Source organism: Streptomyces sp. NPDC020884 (genome assembly GCF_044333935.1).
In the GTDB taxonomy this organism is placed as follows: Bacteria; Actinomycetota; Actinomycetes; order Streptomycetales; family Streptomycetaceae; genus Streptomyces.
Window position 1 is genome coordinate 393,243 of the sequence record NZ_JBIRRY010000009.1, and the last position, 14,848, is coordinate 408,090.

The 14,848-nt window shown below is 69.6% G+C and carries 17 protein-coding genes; 11 read left to right on the top strand and 6 right to left on the bottom strand.

The window, feature by feature from the left end:
* Positions 1-522, bottom strand: coding sequence for a GtrA family protein (locus ACH4UK_RS27465; RefSeq protein ID WP_398360538.1), 522 nt, complete (start codon positions 520-522; stop codon positions 1-3).
* Between the two features lie 174 nt (positions 523-696).
* Here ACH4UK_RS27465 and ACH4UK_RS27470 point away from each other — a divergent pair, with 174 nt between their 5' ends.
* The 3 genes from ACH4UK_RS27470 to ACH4UK_RS27480 are packed head-to-tail and all read left to right on the top strand — an operon-like array spanning position 697 to position 3,603.
* A complete protein-coding gene (locus ACH4UK_RS27470) occupies positions 697-1,848 on the top strand; it encodes a 5-(carboxyamino)imidazole ribonucleotide synthase (RefSeq protein ID WP_398360540.1) in 1,152 nt (383 codons plus the stop codon).
* Positions 1,845-2,393, top strand: coding sequence for a 5-(carboxyamino)imidazole ribonucleotide mutase (purE, locus tag ACH4UK_RS27475; RefSeq protein WP_398360542.1), 549 nt, complete (start codon positions 1,845-1,847; stop codon positions 2,391-2,393). Before ACH4UK_RS27470 ends, purE begins: the two co-directional genes overlap by 4 nt.
* Positions 2,394-2,403: 10 nt before the next feature.
* Positions 2,404-3,603, top strand: coding sequence for a dipeptidase (locus ACH4UK_RS27480; RefSeq protein WP_398360544.1), 1,200 nt, complete (start codon positions 2,404-2,406; stop codon positions 3,601-3,603).
* 128 nt (positions 3,604-3,731) lie between these two features.
* Here ACH4UK_RS27480 and ACH4UK_RS27485 read toward each other — a convergent pair whose 3' ends face one another.
* Positions 3,732-5,075, bottom strand: a complete 1,344-nt coding sequence (locus tag ACH4UK_RS27485) for a UDP-glucose dehydrogenase family protein (protein ID WP_398360546.1) — start codon at positions 5,073-5,075, stop codon at positions 3,732-3,734.
* Positions 5,076-5,282: 207 nt separating this feature from the next.
* Here ACH4UK_RS27485 and ACH4UK_RS27490 point away from each other — a divergent pair, with 207 nt between their 5' ends.
* Positions 5,283-6,440: an acyl-CoA dehydrogenase gene (locus tag ACH4UK_RS27490; protein ID WP_398360650.1), complete on the top strand. Its 1,158-nt coding sequence runs from the start codon at positions 5,283-5,285 to the stop codon at positions 6,438-6,440.
* A 276-nt stretch (positions 6,441-6,716) separates the two neighbouring features.
* Here ACH4UK_RS27490 and ACH4UK_RS27495 read toward each other — a convergent pair whose 3' ends face one another.
* A complete protein-coding gene (locus ACH4UK_RS27495; protein ID WP_398360548.1) occupies positions 6,717-7,241 on the bottom strand; it encodes a peptidoglycan-binding protein in 525 nt (174 codons plus the stop codon).
* A gap of 291 nt (positions 7,242-7,532) precedes the next feature.
* Here ACH4UK_RS27495 and ACH4UK_RS27500 point away from each other — a divergent pair, with 291 nt between their 5' ends.
* The gene (locus ACH4UK_RS27500) at positions 7,533-8,351 is read left to right on the top strand and encodes a helix-turn-helix domain-containing protein (protein ID WP_398360550.1); all 819 of its coding nucleotides are present in this window, start codon (positions 7,533-7,535) and stop codon (positions 8,349-8,351) included.
* Positions 8,348-9,247, top strand: coding sequence for a helix-turn-helix domain-containing protein (locus ACH4UK_RS27505; RefSeq protein WP_398360552.1), 900 nt, complete (start codon positions 8,348-8,350; stop codon positions 9,245-9,247). The genes ACH4UK_RS27500 and ACH4UK_RS27505 overlap by 4 nt, the downstream gene beginning before the upstream one ends.
* Before the next feature lie 135 nt (positions 9,248-9,382).
* On the opposite strand, the gene ACH4UK_RS27510 is transcribed toward ACH4UK_RS27505, so the two are convergent.
* The gene (locus ACH4UK_RS27510; protein WP_398360554.1) at positions 9,383-9,964 is read right to left on the bottom strand and encodes a 1,4-alpha-glucan branching protein; all 582 of its coding nucleotides are present in this window, start codon (positions 9,962-9,964) and stop codon (positions 9,383-9,385) included.
* Between the two features lie 70 nt (positions 9,965-10,034).
* Between ACH4UK_RS27510 and ACH4UK_RS27515 the strand changes: the two genes are divergently transcribed.
* Positions 10,035-10,649 carry a class I SAM-dependent methyltransferase gene (locus ACH4UK_RS27515; RefSeq protein WP_398360651.1) on the top strand — a complete coding sequence of 205 codons (615 nt, stop codon included), beginning with the start codon at positions 10,035-10,037 and terminating at the stop codon, positions 10,647-10,649.
* A 4-nt stretch (positions 10,650-10,653) separates the two neighbouring features.
* Positions 10,654-11,178, top strand: coding sequence for an AAA family ATPase (locus ACH4UK_RS27520; protein WP_398360556.1), 525 nt, complete (start codon positions 10,654-10,656; stop codon positions 11,176-11,178).
* A 49-nt stretch (positions 11,179-11,227) separates the two neighbouring features.
* Here the strand turns inward: ACH4UK_RS27520 and ACH4UK_RS27525 are convergent, their stop codons facing one another.
* A complete protein-coding gene (locus ACH4UK_RS27525) occupies positions 11,228-11,800 on the bottom strand; it encodes a dihydrofolate reductase family protein (protein WP_398360558.1) in 573 nt (190 codons plus the stop codon).
* A 159-nt stretch (positions 11,801-11,959) separates the two neighbouring features.
* Here ACH4UK_RS27525 and ACH4UK_RS27530 point away from each other — a divergent pair, with 159 nt between their 5' ends.
* The 3 genes from ACH4UK_RS27530 (at position 11,960) to ACH4UK_RS27540 (ending at position 13,846) form a co-directional block, all read left to right on the top strand.
* On the top strand, positions 11,960-12,430 hold the full coding sequence (locus tag ACH4UK_RS27530; protein ID WP_398360560.1) for a hypothetical protein: 471 nt from the start codon (positions 11,960-11,962) through the stop codon (positions 12,428-12,430).
* Between the two features lie 157 nt (positions 12,431-12,587).
* Positions 12,588-13,232, top strand: coding sequence for a hypothetical protein (locus ACH4UK_RS27535; RefSeq protein ID WP_398360562.1), 645 nt, complete (start codon positions 12,588-12,590; stop codon positions 13,230-13,232).
* A gap of 20 nt (positions 13,233-13,252) precedes the next feature.
* Complete coding sequence (locus ACH4UK_RS27540) at positions 13,253-13,846, top strand: hypothetical protein (protein ID WP_398360563.1); 594 nt, start codon at positions 13,253-13,255, stop codon at positions 13,844-13,846.
* A 373-nt stretch (positions 13,847-14,219) separates the two neighbouring features.
* On the opposite strand, the gene ACH4UK_RS27545 is transcribed toward ACH4UK_RS27540, so the two are convergent.
* Positions 14,220-14,837 (bottom strand): DUF1707 domain-containing protein, encoded by a 618-nt coding sequence (locus ACH4UK_RS27545; protein WP_398360565.1) that lies wholly within the window; start codon positions 14,835-14,837, stop codon positions 14,220-14,222.
* Positions 14,838-14,848: the final 11 nt, after the last annotated feature.

Genomic DNA, 14,848 nt, shown 5'->3' on the forward strand with positions numbered 1-14,848 from the left:
TCAGTTCCGTACGGGGTCGGGCGCTACTCGCTCCTCCGCCGGCCGGCGCTGCTCCAGAAACCGTTCCGCGCTCAGCACGGCCTCCTTGGCAGGCAGGGTCTTGAAGACCCAGGTCCGGTAGGACCAGAAGCGGAACAGGGTGGCGATCCCGATGCCGACGATCTTGAAGACATTGCTCTGGACCGGGGTGTTCCAGCCGAAGCCGTACGTGGCCAGGTACAGCACGCCCGTCTCGATCACCGCGCCCACCGCGCTGAACAGCAGGAAGAGGACCAGCTCGCGGGTCCGGCCGGTCTTGTCGCGGTCCCGGTAGGTCCAGTAGCGGAAGCCCACGTAGTTGAAGAGGATCGCGACGAACGTCGCCAGCACGCTCGCCCGGACCACCTGGAGGTCCGTCGTGTGCCGCAGCAGGTTGAAGACCGCGATATTGACCAGCAGGCCGAAAGCGCCGACCGCGCCGAACTTGGCGACCTCCCGGGCCAGCAGCTCAAGCCGGGTCCGCAGTGCGCCCCGTTCGCTCATGGTGATCGCTGGCCCCGTCCGTTGGAAGGCGTCTGGATGACGTCGACGCAACCACGTCAACCCCGCCATGCTAACCAGCCCACCCGTGTGACGCCCGTGAGTCCATGAGGGCGGTGGCCGGACGACGCCGTACGCCCGTCCGGAAACCACCGGCGCGGCGGATACCCTGGAGGCGTGACGTTCCCGGTAGTCGGCATGGTCGGCGGCGGTCAGCTCGCCCGTATGACCCACGAGGCGGGCATCCCCCTCGGCCTGAAATTCAAGCTCCTCAGTGACACTCCCCAGGACTCGGCGGCCCAGGTGGTGAGCGAGGTCGTCATCGGCGACTATCGCGACCTGGACACGCTGCGCGCCTTCGCGCGCGGCTGCGACGTGATCACCTTCGATCACGAGCATGTGCCGACCGAGCATCTGCGGGCCCTGGAGGCGGACGGCATCCCCGTGCGCCCCGGCCCCGATGCCCTGGTGCACGCCCAGGACAAGGGGGTGATGAGGGCCAAGCTCCTGGAGATCGGCGCCCCCTGCCCCCGCCACCGCATCGTGAGCGACCCGGCCGACGCCGCCGCGTTCGCCGAGGAGGTCGGCGGCTTCCCCGTCATCCTCAAGACCGTGCGCGGCGGCTACGACGGCAAGGGCGTGTGGGTGGTCCGCTCCGCGGCGGACGCCGCCGACCCGTTCCGCGCCGGGGTCCCGGTCCTCGCGGAGGAGAAGGTCGACTTCGTGCGGGAGCTGGCGGCCAACATCGTCCGCTCCCCGCACGGCCAGGCCGTCGCCTACCCGGTCGTCGAGTCCCTCCAGGTCGACGGCGTCTGCGACACGGTGATCGCCCCGGCCCCGGAGTTGGACGAGCAGCTGGCCGGCGAGGCCCAGCAGCTCGCGCTCCGCATCGCCGCCGAGCTCGGCGTCGTCGGCCACCTCGCGGTCGAGCTGTTCGAGACGCGCGGACCCGACGGGAAGCCCGGCATCCTGGTCAACGAGCTGGCGATGCGCCCCCACAACTCGGGCCACTGGACCCAGGACGGCGCGATCACCTCCCAGTTCGCCAACCACGTGCGGGCGGTCCTCGACCTCCCCCTCGGCGACCCGCGCCCGCGCGCCCCCTGGACGGTCATGTGCAACGTCCTGGGCGGCGACTTCCCGGACATGTACCAGGCGTACCTGCACTGCATGGCCCGCGACCCGCAGCTCAAGATCCACATGTACGGCAAGGACGTGAAACCCGGCCGCAAGGTCGGACACGTCAACACCTACGGCGACGATCTGGCGGACGTGCGGGAGCGCGCCCGGCACGCGGCCGACTACCTGCGAGGAACGATCACCGAATGACTTCTCCCGGCACCGGGTCCCCCGCCGCCCCTCTCGTAGGCATCGTCATGGGCTCGGACTCCGACTGGCCCGTCATGGAGGCCGCCGCCAAGGCGCTCGACGAGTTCGAGATCCCCTACGAGGTCGACGTCGTCTCCGCCCACCGCATGCCGCACGAGATGATCGCGTACGGCGAGCACGCCGCGGGCCGCGGCCTGAAGGCGGTCATCGCGGGCGCGGGCGGCGCGGCCCATCTGCCCGGCATGCTGGCCTCCGTCACCCCGCTGCCGGTCATCGGCGTCCCGGTGCCCCTGAAGTACCTGGACGGCATGGACAGCCTGCTCTCCATCGTCCAGATGCCCGCCGGCGTCCCCGTCGCCACCGTCTCGGTCGGCGGCGCGCGCAACGCGGGCCTGCTCGCCGCCCGGATCCTAGCCGCGCACGACAGCGCGCTGCAGGACCGGATGCGGGAGTTCCAGCAGGAGCTGAACGACCAGGCCACCGAGAAGGGCAAACGCCTGCGCGCCAAGGTCCAGGGCGCGGACTCCTTCGGCTTCGGAAAGTAGGGGGCGGCACATGAACGACGCCTACCTGCAGCGGGCCCGCGAGCTCCTCGCCGTCCACCCCGTCGTGGACGGCCACAACGACCTCCCCTGGGCCCTGCGTGAACAGGTCGGCTACGACCTCGACGCCCGGGACATCGCCGCCGACCAGCGCGGCCTGCTCCACACCGACCTGAACCGGCTGCGGGCCGGCGGGGTCGGCGGCCAGTTCTGGTCGGTGTACGTCCGCACCGACCTGACCGGCGACGCGGCCGTCAGCGCCACCCTGGAACAGATCGACGTCGTCGGCGAGCTCATCGCCCGCTACCCGACGCATCTGCGCCGGGCGCTCACCGCCGACGACCTGGAGAAGGGCCGCGCCGAGGGCCGCATCGCCTCCCTGATGGGCGCCGAGGGCGGCCACTCCATCAACAACTCGCTGGGCACCCTGCGCGCCCTGCACGACCTGGGCGTCCGCTACATGACGCTCACCCACAACGACAACATCGACTGGGCCGACAGCGCGACGGACCTGCCGCGCCTCGGCGGTCTCTCCGCCTTCGGCCACGAGGTCGTCCGCGAGATGAACCGCATCGGCATGCTGGTCGACCTCAGCCACGTCGCCGACGGCGTCATGCGCGACGCGCTCGCCACCAGCACCGCGCCGGTGATCTTCTCGCACTCCTCGGCCCGCGCCGTCTGCGACCACCCGCGCAACATCCCCGACGACGTGCTCGCGGCCCTCCCGGCCAACGGCGGCGTGGCGATGGCGACGTTCGTCCCGAAGTTCGTGCTGCCCGAGGCCGTCGCCTGGACCCTGGCCGCCGACCGCAACATGCGCGAGCACGGCCTGCACCACCTCGACACCACCCCGGTCGCGATGCGCATCCACGAGGACTTCGAGGCGGCCCACCCGCGCCCCGAGGCCACCGCGGCGACCATCGCGGACCACCTCGACCACATGCGCGAGGTCGCGGGCGTCGACCACATCGGCATCGGCGGCGACTACGACGGCACCGCGTTCACCCCGCGCGGCCTGGAAGACGTCTCCGGCTACCCGAACCTGATCGCCGAGCTTCTGCGGCGCAACTGGTCGGAGGGCGACCTCGCCAAGCTGACCTGGCAGAACTCCGTACGGGTGCTGCGCGACGCGGAAGCCGTCGCGCGCGACGAGCAGAGCGGTCGCGGCCCGTCCCACGCGACGATCACGGAGCTGGACGGCCCACTCGGCTGACCGGCCGCCCCGGCCCCTCCGCGAGGAGGGGCCGGGGGTGGCGGGTTTTCGAGCCACCGGGCTTGCGGGCCGCCGGGCCATCAGGCTTCCCGGTCACCAGGCCACCGGGCTTTCGCGGCTTCGGCCCGTCAGGCCTTCGGGCGGCCCATCGCCCGGTAGGTCCAGCCGGCCTCGCGCCAGACCGAGCTGTCCAGGGCGTTCCGGCCGTCCAGGATGATCCGGCGGGCGGCCACCTCGCCCAGCTCCGCCGGGTCCAGCTCGCGGAACTCGCGCCACTCCGTCAGGTGCAGCACGACGTCCGCGCCGCGCACCGCCTCCAGCGCGGAGTCCGCGTAGCCGAGGGTCGGGAAGAGCCGCCGGGCGTTGTCCATCCCCTTCGGGTCGAACACGGTCACCTGGCCGCCCTGGAGGTGGATCTGCCCGGCGACGTTGAGCGCGGGGGAGTCGCGTACGTCGTCGGAGTCGGGCTTGAACGCGGCGCCCAGCACCGCCACCCGCCTGCCGAGGAACGAGTCACCGCCCACCGCCTCCCGGGCCAGCTCCACCATGTGGCCGCGACGGCGCATGTTGATGGAGTCGACCTCGCGGAGGAAGGTCAGCGCCTGGTCCGCGCCCAGCTCGCCGGCGCGCGCCATGAAGGCGCGGATGTCCTTGGGCAGGCAGCCGCCGCCGAACCCGATCCCGGCCCGCAGGAACTTCTTCCCGATGCGCTCGTCGTGCCCGATGGCCTCCGCGAGCTTCACGACGTCCCCGTCGGCGGCCTCGCAGACCTCGGCCATCGCGTTGATGAAGGAGATCTTGGTGGCGAGGAAGGAGTTCGCGGAGGTCTTCACCAGCTCGGCGGTCGGGAAGTCGGTCACCACGAACGGCGAGCCCTCCGCGACCGGCACGGCGTACACCTCGCGCAGCAGCTTCTCGGCCACCTCGCTGCGCACGCCCACCACGATCCGGTCGGGATGCAGGGTGTCGTTCACGGCGAAGCCCTCGCGGAGGAACTCCGGGTTCCAGGCCAGCTCGGCGCCGGCTCCCGCCGGAGCCAGCTCGGCGAGCCGGTCCGCGAGGCGGGCGGCGGAGCCCACCGGGACGGTCGACTTGCCCACGACCAGGACGGGCCGGGTCAGGTGCGGGGCCAGCGACTCGAAGGCGCTGTCGACGTAACTCATGTCGCAGGCGTACTCGCCGTGCTTCTGCGGAGTGTTCACACAGACGAAGTGGACGTCGCCGAACTCCCCGACCTCCTCCCAGGAGGTGGTGAAGCGCAGCCGCCCGGTGGAGCCCTCGATACCCGCGACGTGCTTCTGGAGGATCTCCTCCAGCCCCGGCTCGTACATCGGCACACGCCCGGTGGAGAGCAGCTCGATCTTCTCCGGCACGACATCGAGCCCCAGGACCTCGAAGCCCAGCTCGGCCATGGCCGCGGCATGGGTGGCGCCGAGATAGCCGGTGCCGATCACAGTGATCCTGAGGGCCATGGAGTGCTCCTGGGAGATACGGACGGACGTGCGGACCGAGCATAGTCGGGGACCGGGAGGCCGGAATTCACCGCGCCATATGCCGGGTGCATCCGCTATGTCCCACCCCTGTCGGCAAGCTCACGTACGCGACACGTATGCCGTCGGGCGGTGGGCGCACTAAAATTGAGTTACTTAACGGTAGTTAGCATCTGGGGAGTGAGCGTCTTGGCGGGTTCGACCGATTTCGACCTGTACCGTCCGGCCGAGGAGCACGACATGCTCCGCGAGACCATCCGCGCGCTCGCCGAGACGAAGATCGCCCCCTTCGCCGCCGCGGTCGACGAGGAGGGCCGCTTCCCGCAGGAGGCACTGGACGCCCTGGTCGCCTCGGACCTGCACGCCGTCCACGTCCCGGAGGAGTACGGCGGCGCCGGCGCCGACGCGCTCGCCACGGTCATCGTGATCGAGGAGGTGGCCCGCGTCTGCGCCTCCTCCTCCCTGATCCCGGCCGTCAACAAGCTCGGCTCGCTCCCGGTGATCCTCTCCGGCTCCGAGGAGCTGAAGGCCAAGTACCTGGGCCCGCTCGCCAAGGGCGACGCGATGTTCTCGTACGCCCTCTCCGAGCCGGACGCCGGCTCGGACGCGGCGGGAATGAAGACGAAGGCCGTGCGCGACGGCGACTTCTGGGTCCTCAACGGGGTGAAGCGCTGGATCACCAACGCGGGCGTCTCCGAGTTCTACACGGTCATGGCCGTCACCGACCCGACCAAGCGCTCCAAGGGCATCTCCGCGTTCGTCGTCGAGAAGTCCGACGAGGGTGTCTCCTTCGGCGCCCCGGAGCGGAAGCTCGGCATCAAGGGCTCCCCGACCCGCGAGGTCTACCTCGACAACGTCCGTATCCCCGCCGACCGGATGATCGGCGAGGAGGGCACCGGCTTCGCCACCGCGATGAAGACCCTGGACCACACCCGCATCACCATCGCGGCCCAGGCCCTCGGCATCGCCCAGGGCGCGCTGGACTACGCCAAGGGGTACGTCCAGGAGCGCAAGCAGTTCGGCAAGCCGATCGCGGACTTCCAGGGCATCCAGTTCATGCTCGCGGACATGGCGATGAAGCTGGAGGCGGCCCGCCAGCTCACCTACTCGGCCGCCGCCAAGTCCCAGCGCGTCGACGGCGACCTCACGTTCTTCGGCGCCGCCGCCAAGTGCTTCGCCTCCGACGTTGCCATGGAGGTCACCACGGACGCCGTCCAGCTGCTCGGCGGCTACGGCTACACGCGGGACTACCCGGTGGAGCGCATGATGCGCGACGCCAAGATCACCCAGATCTACGAGGGCACCAACCAGGTCCAGCGCATCGTCATGGCGCGCAACCTGCCGTAACGGAGTTTTCCCAGCTCAGCGGCCATTTTCGAGGGGTCACGGGCTGTGATCGGCTTCCGTTCCGGTCGGGCCCGTTTCGGCCGGTCACGGGCGTCGTGCTGGAGAAATCCTGTGCTGACGCCGGACAGGAAACCGCCTCTCACCTGCACCAGCACAAACGGCCCCCGGCGCTTTGCCGGGGGCCGTTCGCATGGGTTCTGTCAGGCGACCTCCGCCTGTCCTTCGGTGAGGTTGTCCGCGCCGGGCGTCAGCGCCCGCCCCGCCGCTGGTGATCCGTCAGCTGCAGGTGTTGTAGTGGTAGCCGGCGAGCCGGTACGTGCCGTTCGCGTAGAAGCGGTAGTTGCCGGCCGGGTTTCGGTACAGGACGAAGTCGTGGACCTTACCGTTGTACTTGAGCTTGTATCCGGTGTCGACGTGCCAGCTGTCAAGCTCCAACTGGTTGTCCGCTCGGCCGAAAGTGTCGTTGCCGACCTCCCCGTCCTGGGAAAGCTCCCAGTCTCCCTGCAGGGACTTTGTGGCCTTGTCCGTGCCCATTCCGAACAGGCCGTCGATACCTTCGTAGGCGAGCTTGCCTTCCGCCCAGAGGATCTTCTGCCAGAGGCACGTGGCGTTGGAGTCGTCGTACGAGGTCGTGGACAGCTTCCCCTCGTTGCCCCAGTCGCCGCCGAAGCCGTCGGCTCCACTGACGTACCCGTCGGAGGGGGTCGCCGCGGCCGGCGGCGTACCCACGGCGAGTATTCCCGTGGCGAGTGCGGCCACGACTCCGGCGGCCAGTTTCGCTCGTGTCGTACGAGAGTTCATGAGGTGCCTTCCCTTGGAGTGCGCACGGACTCCGCTATGCGAGATGGGTGTCCGTACGGCCGGTGCGGTGGCTTCTGCCGTGCCGCTCATCGACACTCCACATCGTGTCGGCGGCGGGCTCCCGGGGGCCACAAGTGCCGGGCAGGTGAGGCACTCTCGGGACGCTCTCCGTGCTGACCTGCAGAGACGTCGCTGAAAGTGCGGCACGTGCGGGATACGCGTACGGGCCATGCCGCTGACAGGCGATCCGGTGGGATGCTGTTTGCACCATTCAGTGGACCGGGGGGACACATGGCGCGATGGAAAGGACTGCCCGAGGCGCTCGAAGCGGGGGCGGTGGAGTTCGTTGTGCAACTGCGCAGACACAAGGACCGTAGCGGCCTCAGCATGACCGGGCTGGCGGGCAGGACAGGAGTCAGCAGAGCGTCGTGGGACCGCTACCTCAACGGGCGTGCGCTCGCGCCGGCCCATGCCGTCCGGGCGCTCGCGGTGGTCTGCGGCGTGGAGCCGGCCCGGCTGTTGGCACTGCGTGACCTGGCGGCGGAATCAGGCATCGGGGAGACGGGAACGGCCGTCACGGGATCGACTGCCAAGGCACCGGAAGCGTTAGGGGACTCGGCGCCCGGTCCGGCCGGGAGCGCACACGGGAGGCAGCCCGTTCCCTGGGTCGCCATGGTTCTGACGAGCGTCGTCACCTCGCTGATGACGCTGGCGGTCCTGATGGTCATAGCCCCTTGGGAAGACGATGTCACGGAACCCCCGGTCACGGCCGGGGCCAAGCCCTACACCGGAGCGTCGCACCCGGAACTGGGCGAGTTCGTCTTCGTGGCGGGCAAGAACTACCCGTGCGCCGTGAAGCGCGATGCGAAGGACGGCCTGCTCTACGCGGGCTACACACGCACCCGCACGGAGATGATTCAGCACGACTCGACCCGATGGTCTGTGGTGGAGGCACAGTGCCTGCTGCATCACCACGGCATTTCACCTGGTGGTGTCGACGGTGCCTTCGGGAGCAACACGGTGCGCGCCGTGAAGCGGATGCAGGACCGGAAGCGGATCGTCGTGGATGGGATGGTGGGACCGGACACGTGGAAGGTGCTGCGTCGGTGACCGCGCTCCAGAGGTGCTCCCGGCTGGCAGCTGCGCTCAGTGCCCTGAGGGATGGCACGGGGCTGAGTCTGATCCGTCTCGCTGCGAAGACGACGTACAGCAAGTCGTCCTGGGAGCGCTACCTCAACGGCAAGGCGCTGCCGCCCAGGGAAGCGGTCGAGCAGCTGTGCGCGCTGGCGGGCGTGAGTCCTGAGCAGACGCTCGTGCTCTGGGAGTTGGCGGAGGCGAGTTGGAGTCGGCGGGCAGGGAACACGGGCACGTCGGGGCAGCCTCCCAGCGTCGGTGGACAGCATTCGTCGGCAGGGACAGCACATGCGTCACCGACAGAGACACGGGCACAGGCCGGGGCGGCGCCGGCGGCCGAGGCGGATGGCACCGTCGTCCTCCGACGCCACCGGCGCGCACGTTCCGTCAGCGTCATGATCGGTGCCCTCGGTCTGCTGGCCGCCGGAGTGCTGCTCCTGACCACCGTGGATTTCGGCGGCCTCGACGAGTTGGCGGGCGCGGCGGATGCCAGCCCGAGCTTCGCCGGACCGATGCCCGGTTGTCAGGCGGATTCCTGCACGGGCAAGCACCCGGAGGAGTCCCGTTGCGCGACAGCGGCTGTACCGCCGAGCACCCTGGCCGAGCGCACGATCGGCGGCACAGTAGTCCGTGTACGGCGCTCCGAGCTCTGCAGGACGGTATGGGTTCGGATCGACAGGGGCGAGGCAGGAGACCGTGTGGAGATCAGCGCGCCGGGAGCGGATCCCCAGCAGGCGCAGGTGCAAGACGGGTTCGACGAGGTGGGCTCGCTCTCGACCACGATGGCAGCCGTTGCGGACGCCGGCCTGCGGCGCGTGCAAGCGTGCTTGATACGGGGGAGGGAGAGGCACTGCTTCACGGTGGGAGAGTGACAGCGCAGTGCCCCGGATCGGCCTCACGGTGCGTCGTCCAGTCGGCACCGGCGCGCAACCTGCCGTAACGGCCCCTCGCGCGCAGCGCACAGAACGGCCCCCGGTGATCTGCCGGGGGCCGTTCCGTACGCCCTCCTACTGCGGCGGGACGGCCGCGAACACTCCCCGTGCGGCCGTGCCGTCCGGCCAGGTCCACCCGGAGACGAGACGCGCCGACGCCCCCTCACCGGCTTCCGTCGCCCGCAGGACGCGTTGGAGCCGGACATCGACCCCCTGGCCGACGCCGACCCCGTGCACGGTGACGGTCGGGTCGAGGGTGTCGCTCAGGCTCTGGTGCTGCGGGGTCGCCTCGCCGCGCAGAAGGGCGCTCAACTGCGCCAGCACCACCGGGTCGTGGGCGCCGTCGTAGACCCACCGGGTGCCGAGCACCCCGTGCTCGGAGGTGCCGATCAGCGCCTCGCCGGGGGCGTCCTCCAGCGCCGTGCCCCGGTAGCCCAGCGGCACCAGATACGCCACCGGCTCCCGCGCTGCGGCGGTGTCCACCACGACCATGAACTCGATCCCGACCGCCCCTTCCGGATCGTCCAGACGGAACCCGCCGGCCTTGACCAGGTCCGGCGTTGCTCCGGCGCTCACGTACCAACTCTGCTGCGGCAGCCAGCCGGTGATGAGTTCCAGCTTGCTGGGCGTCATGGTGGTGCGGTGGATGAATGCCATGCGAGCTCCCTGTCCTGGTGACGTCTGGCAGTCACGTTCCCGAGATGATGGACTTCGTGCCGTGGCGACCATGACGACCCGCGTCATCGAGGCGATCGACCGATTCCACAGCGTCCACCCGTGGGACCATAACGCCCACTACCACCGGTGGATCATGCGGCAGGTCCCCCGGCGTTTCGACCGGGCTCTGGACATCGGGTCGGGCAGCGGAGACGTGGCCCGGCTCCTGGCCGCGCGTGCCGGAACAGTGCTGGGTCTGGACGCCGACCGCGCCATCGTCGCCCGAGCCCGCGAGCTCACGGGCCCGGCAGTCCCCGTGACGTTCACGGCAGGAGACGCGCTGACGGAGACGCCGCCCGGTCCCTACGACGTCATCACCTGCGTCGCCACCCTCCACCACCTGCCGTTCGCCGAAACGCTCACCCGTCTTCGCCGGCACCTGGCACCGGACGGGACTCTGGTCGTCGTAGGTCTGGCCCACGCGCAGTCTCCCGTCGATCACCTTCTCGGCGCCGCCGCCGTTCCGCTGAATCTCGCCATGGCATGGATGAAGAACAGGGGGCGCAGAGCACCACGGCCGGACTCCATGACCGCACCCACCCGACCGGCGACCATGAGCTACGCCGAGATCGTTCGTGACGCCCGCCGCGTTCTGCCGGGGGCCCTGCGCGTGCCCCTAGGGTGAACCGATGATCATCTGGCTGAACGGCACCTTCGGCGCGGGCAAGACCACCACCGCGAAGGAGGTGACCTCACTCCTCCCGGACTCCCGGCTGTTCGACACCGAGAAGGTCGGAGAGATGCTCTGTCACGTGCTGGGAGCCCCGGAGAAGGACTTCCAGGACTTCCCGCCCTGGCGGGGCCTGGTGGTGGAGACCGCGCGGCAGGTCCTCGACCACGTGGGCGGAACGCTGGTGGTCACGCAGACGGTCCTGGTCGAGGCGTACTGGCAGGAGATCCACGACGGCCTCACGCGGGCCGGTATCCCCGTGCACCACGTCCTCCTGCACACCGACCGGGACACCCTCGTCGGACGCATCGAGACCGACACCGCACCGGAAAGCGCCGGCGCCCGGCAGTGGCGGCTGGACCATCTGTCCGCCTACGAGCGTGCGCTGCCCTGGCTCCGCCGGGAGGCCCGGGAGATCGACACCACGGGCGTTCTGCCCGGGAGGGTGGCGAGGACCGTCGTGCAAGGGGTCCACACCGACTGACCGGTCGGGCGGGGGCGGGGGGCGGGGGCAGAGGCAGGGGCGGGGCGCGTCAGCGGACGACGTCGAAGACGTTCTTCTGGATGCCGTTCGCGAACGCTTCGTACTCGACCAGCTTCAACTTCTGGGTGTCCTTGTCCGTCGTGCTGAACAGCCGCTTGCCCGCGCCGAGCAGGAGCGGGAAGACGAGCAGGTGGTACCGGTCGATCAGGTCGGCGTCCGCGAGGTTCCGGTTCAGCTCGGTGCTGCCGTGGACGATGATCGGGCCGCCCTCGGTCTCCTTCAGGGCGGCGACCTCGTCGAGCGACCGCAGGATCGTGGTCTCGCCCCAGTCGGACACCAGATCGCCGTCGGTCAGCTTGGTGGAGACGACGTACTTCGGCATCGCCTTGTACCCGGTGAACTCCTCCATGCCCGGCCACACCGGGCTGAACGCCTCGTAGCTGAGCCGGCCCAGCAGCAGGGCCGCCGACTCCTCCTGCTCCCGGCCCTTGAGCTCGTACGCCTCCGGCAGGAACTCCACGTCCTTGAACGTCCACCCCGAGTTCCGGTAGCCGGGCTCGCCGCCCGGGGCCTCCATGACGCCGTCGAGCGAAACGAAGGCGGTGCTGATCAGGGTGCGCATCAGGTCTCCTGGCTGTGTCGTGGCAGACCCCGGTCGGTGCTCGGCGTCGCTTCTCACTCTTCCGTACGTACTGACCGCGCGCCCCGCGAAAACTCATCGGTCCCGCACCGCCCCCCGCCCCGGACCACGCTCCGCCCACGGCCGGTAGCCTCCCTCTCCATGACCGAACTCGACAGGCTGACCGCCCTCTTCAGCGCTCTGGGGGCGGAGGACGAGGCCCGGGACTGGGCCGAGTCCGAGGCCGAGGAAGGACTGCCGCAGCTCGCCCGCTACCGGCTCCTGCGGACGGTGTGGCAGGACGTCGACGCCTGGGGCACGGCCTCCCGGCAGTGGGTGGACGCCTACCGCGCCGACGGGGCGGCGGCCGACGCCGTCGAACGGGCTCTCGCGGCCGGGCTGACCCCCGAGGACCTCGGCGCGCTGGCCCGCGAGGTCGCCCGGGAGACCGCCTTCGGGGTGCTGTACGCCCTGGCGGACCCGGCGGACGGGTCGCTCCCCGCGGAGGTCGAGGAGCAGCTGCCCGGCTGGCGGCTTGCGGAGCTGGACTCGTCCGGCGAACCGACCGGCCGCCATCTCGACGCCCTCCACGAGGACTTCACGGGACTCGAACCGAAGGGGGCCGTGCCGTGACCGGCATCCTGGAAGCGCACCCGGCACGGCCGCTCTCCTCGCCGTAGGTTCCTCCGCCTCCTCGGGAGACGGAGGTCCCTGCTGGAGAATCGTTTGATCACACAGGTATCGTGGCCGCGCTCGAAGCGACGCTTAGTCAGTACACGGGGTGTGGATCATGTCGTTCGAAGAGGAACGAGGCGCGCTGAAGGCCGCCGCGATGGACAGGAAGTGGCTGCCGTTGGCCATCACGCTCGGTGTCGCCGGGGTGGCGGTGGTGACGGCGAGTGTCTGGCCCGACGGCGGGGAGAAGCCGCCGCTGCCGCAGAGCCTGTGTCACGGTGCGCTCAGTCGGGAGACGGCGGGGCTGATCGACGACGGCCAGGGTGGGGAGATCAGCACAGACGAGTGGGAGAGCAAGGGCAGGACCACTGACTATGCGGTGTTCAGAGGATGCCGCGTGCTGCGCGCCAACCCGTACGACGACAACGACAACCCTCGCAAGGTTTACAAACTGGTCATTGCGGATACCCGGAGCGATCCGTACAACAAGAAGGGCTCCGCCCCTCTCGGTCCCGGGTTCACCGGCTGGGCGCGCCCGGACTTGGCCGAGGTCACGTTGCCTGCCGGTTGCCCCGCCCGCATGGGCTCGACCGCCCCGTACATCAGGGTGTGGCTCGACGTGCCCTCGCAGGACGAGGAGAAGCTGGCCAGGCTGGAGAGGACGCGGCCCGTCGACGCGGACACCGCGCTGCGCAACAACGCGACCGTGATGCGGGAAGTGGCCGCCAGGCTCGCCAAGCGGTACGACTGCGCGGCCTGACCGTCGGGAGAGACGTAGCCATGAACAAGAAGCACCTGGTCCTGCCCGCCGTGCTCGTCGTCGCGGCAGCGGTCGTCGCGACGGTTCACCTCTGGCCGACGGAGCTCAAGAAGCTGCGGGAGCGGAATCTGTGTCTCGGAATGCTTACGGAGCAGACCGCGGGGTTGCTCCAGGATGGCAAGGGAGGAGCCGTCCAGGTCGAGGAGTTCATCCCGAACAGCTCGGGATCCGCGAACAAGTCGGCGGATCCGATCTTCTCCACCATCTGCTTCGTCAATCGGAAGAACGCCGACGACAAGAGCAGCATGCGGCTCCAGTACACCCTGGACACGAGGTCCACCGATACGCTGAATGACCGCCCGAAGGGCGCCACGCCCGTCAAGGGCGGACTTACGGGCTGGGTGGGCCGGCGGCAGAGCGAGGTCCAACTGCCGGACGGCTGCGCGAAGGAGATGAAGAGGCCCGACGCGCGGTACATCACTGTCACGCTGAAGATCTCACCGGTCACTCTCGTCGGGCGGGACTGGGACTACGCATCCCTGATGAAGGATTCGCGCACGGTGATCCTTGAGGCCGTGGAAAACCTGACCAAGCAGTACGACTGTGCTGCCTGACCGGCGTCCGCCCGGCAAGTGGATGGGGCGGTAGCCGCAACAACCCGACCGTGATGCGGGAAGTGGCCACCAGGCTCGCCGAGCGGCGGTACGACTGCCTTGAGCGTGAGCCTGCTACACCTACTCCGTCCTCGGACTAGGCCGAGTTTGAAATGTGGTGACAACGCCTGGCGTATGCACGTGAGTTGGACGGCAGCTTCGTAGCGGACGGCCAGCATTTCGTAGCGCGTCGCGACTCCTCCGGCCTGTTTGAGGAGCCTGATCCGGCATTCGACTTTGTGTCCGCTCCAGCCGCACCCACTGTTCGTCCGGCAGATCACCACGCGCCATTCCAAGATCGTTTCAGATCTTGATCAACACCTCGGCACGCTTCCTAACCCCGCGTCGGGTTGGTGTGCAGCTTGCGCAGTTCTCGGCTGTTGGGATGGCGGATGGCTACTCCTCCCGCGCCGCCGGACCCGGTGAGCCGGATCAGCGGAGTTCCTGGGAGCCGGTCGGGAGTGGTCTTGTCCTTCAGGCCTCCGACGCCGGGATCCATGCCGCTGGTGTCCGCAGCCCAGCCGTCGGGGATGACGATCGTGACACCAGATGTCTCCCCGTACGCCTCCACTGCGACCTCCGTGAGGCGGCACTCAACCCGGGTGAAGTCGACCTTGACGCCCCCCACGCCTCCGTGAGCGATCACGTGCCCGGGAACCTCCCAGCGCCCGGGGCCTCGAGTCGCGCCGTACACGCCGCCCTTGAGCACCAGCGGCGGCTGGCTCTCCAGGGCTTTCGGCCTGGGCAGGTCGGCGGTCAGGACGGCCAAGTCGGCGTGCGTCTTGGACCTCAGCGCCTGCTCCAGGCGCGAATCCAGCTCATCGAAATCGATGCGCCCCTCGGCTGCCGCATCGCGCAGTTGCTCCACCACTGCTTCCCGGTCGTCGTGAGAGGCGCGGAGCTCTCCTGATCGAGCAGGGCGCGGAGAGGGCTCCGGCGGCTGGGCAGTCATGGCCACAAGAA

What these genes read in the sequence shown, in the direction of transcription:
- ACH4UK_RS27520 (WP_398360556.1), top strand. Translation starts at nt 10,654, where the DNA reads ATGATCATCTGGCTGAACGGCACCTTCGGCGCGGGCAAGACCACCACC.
- ACH4UK_RS27495 (WP_398360548.1), bottom strand. Translation starts at nt 7,241, where the DNA reads ATGAACTCTCGTACGACACGAGCGAAACTGGCCGCCGGAGTCGTGGCC.
- ACH4UK_RS27465 (WP_398360538.1), bottom strand. Translation starts at nt 522, where the DNA reads ATGAGCGAACGGGGCGCACTGCGGACCCGGCTTGAGCTGCTGGCCCGG.
- ACH4UK_RS27530 (WP_398360560.1), top strand. Translation starts at nt 11,960, where the DNA reads ATGACCGAACTCGACAGGCTGACCGCCCTCTTCAGCGCTCTGGGGGCG.
- ACH4UK_RS27525 (WP_398360558.1), bottom strand. Translation starts at nt 11,800, where the DNA reads ATGCGCACCCTGATCAGCACCGCCTTCGTTTCGCTCGACGGCGTCATG.
- ACH4UK_RS27540 (WP_398360563.1), top strand. Translation starts at nt 13,253, where the DNA reads ATGAACAAGAAGCACCTGGTCCTGCCCGCCGTGCTCGTCGTCGCGGCA.
- purE (WP_398360542.1), top strand. Translation starts at nt 1,845, where the DNA reads ATGACTTCTCCCGGCACCGGGTCCCCCGCCGCCCCTCTCGTAGGCATC.
- ACH4UK_RS27485 (WP_398360546.1), bottom strand. Translation starts at nt 5,075, where the DNA reads ATGGCCCTCAGGATCACTGTGATCGGCACCGGCTATCTCGGCGCCACC.
- ACH4UK_RS27515 (WP_398360651.1), top strand. Translation starts at nt 10,035, where the DNA reads ATGACGACCCGCGTCATCGAGGCGATCGACCGATTCCACAGCGTCCAC.
- ACH4UK_RS27535 (WP_398360562.1), top strand. Translation starts at nt 12,588, where the DNA reads ATGTCGTTCGAAGAGGAACGAGGCGCGCTGAAGGCCGCCGCGATGGAC.
- ACH4UK_RS27545 (WP_398360565.1), bottom strand. Translation starts at nt 14,837, where the DNA reads ATGACTGCCCAGCCGCCGGAGCCCTCTCCGCGCCCTGCTCGATCAGGA.
- ACH4UK_RS27480 (WP_398360544.1), top strand. Translation starts at nt 2,404, where the DNA reads ATGAACGACGCCTACCTGCAGCGGGCCCGCGAGCTCCTCGCCGTCCAC.
- ACH4UK_RS27500 (WP_398360550.1), top strand. Translation starts at nt 7,533, where the DNA reads ATGGCGCGATGGAAAGGACTGCCCGAGGCGCTCGAAGCGGGGGCGGTG.
- ACH4UK_RS27510 (WP_398360554.1), bottom strand. Translation starts at nt 9,964, where the DNA reads ATGGCATTCATCCACCGCACCACCATGACGCCCAGCAAGCTGGAACTC.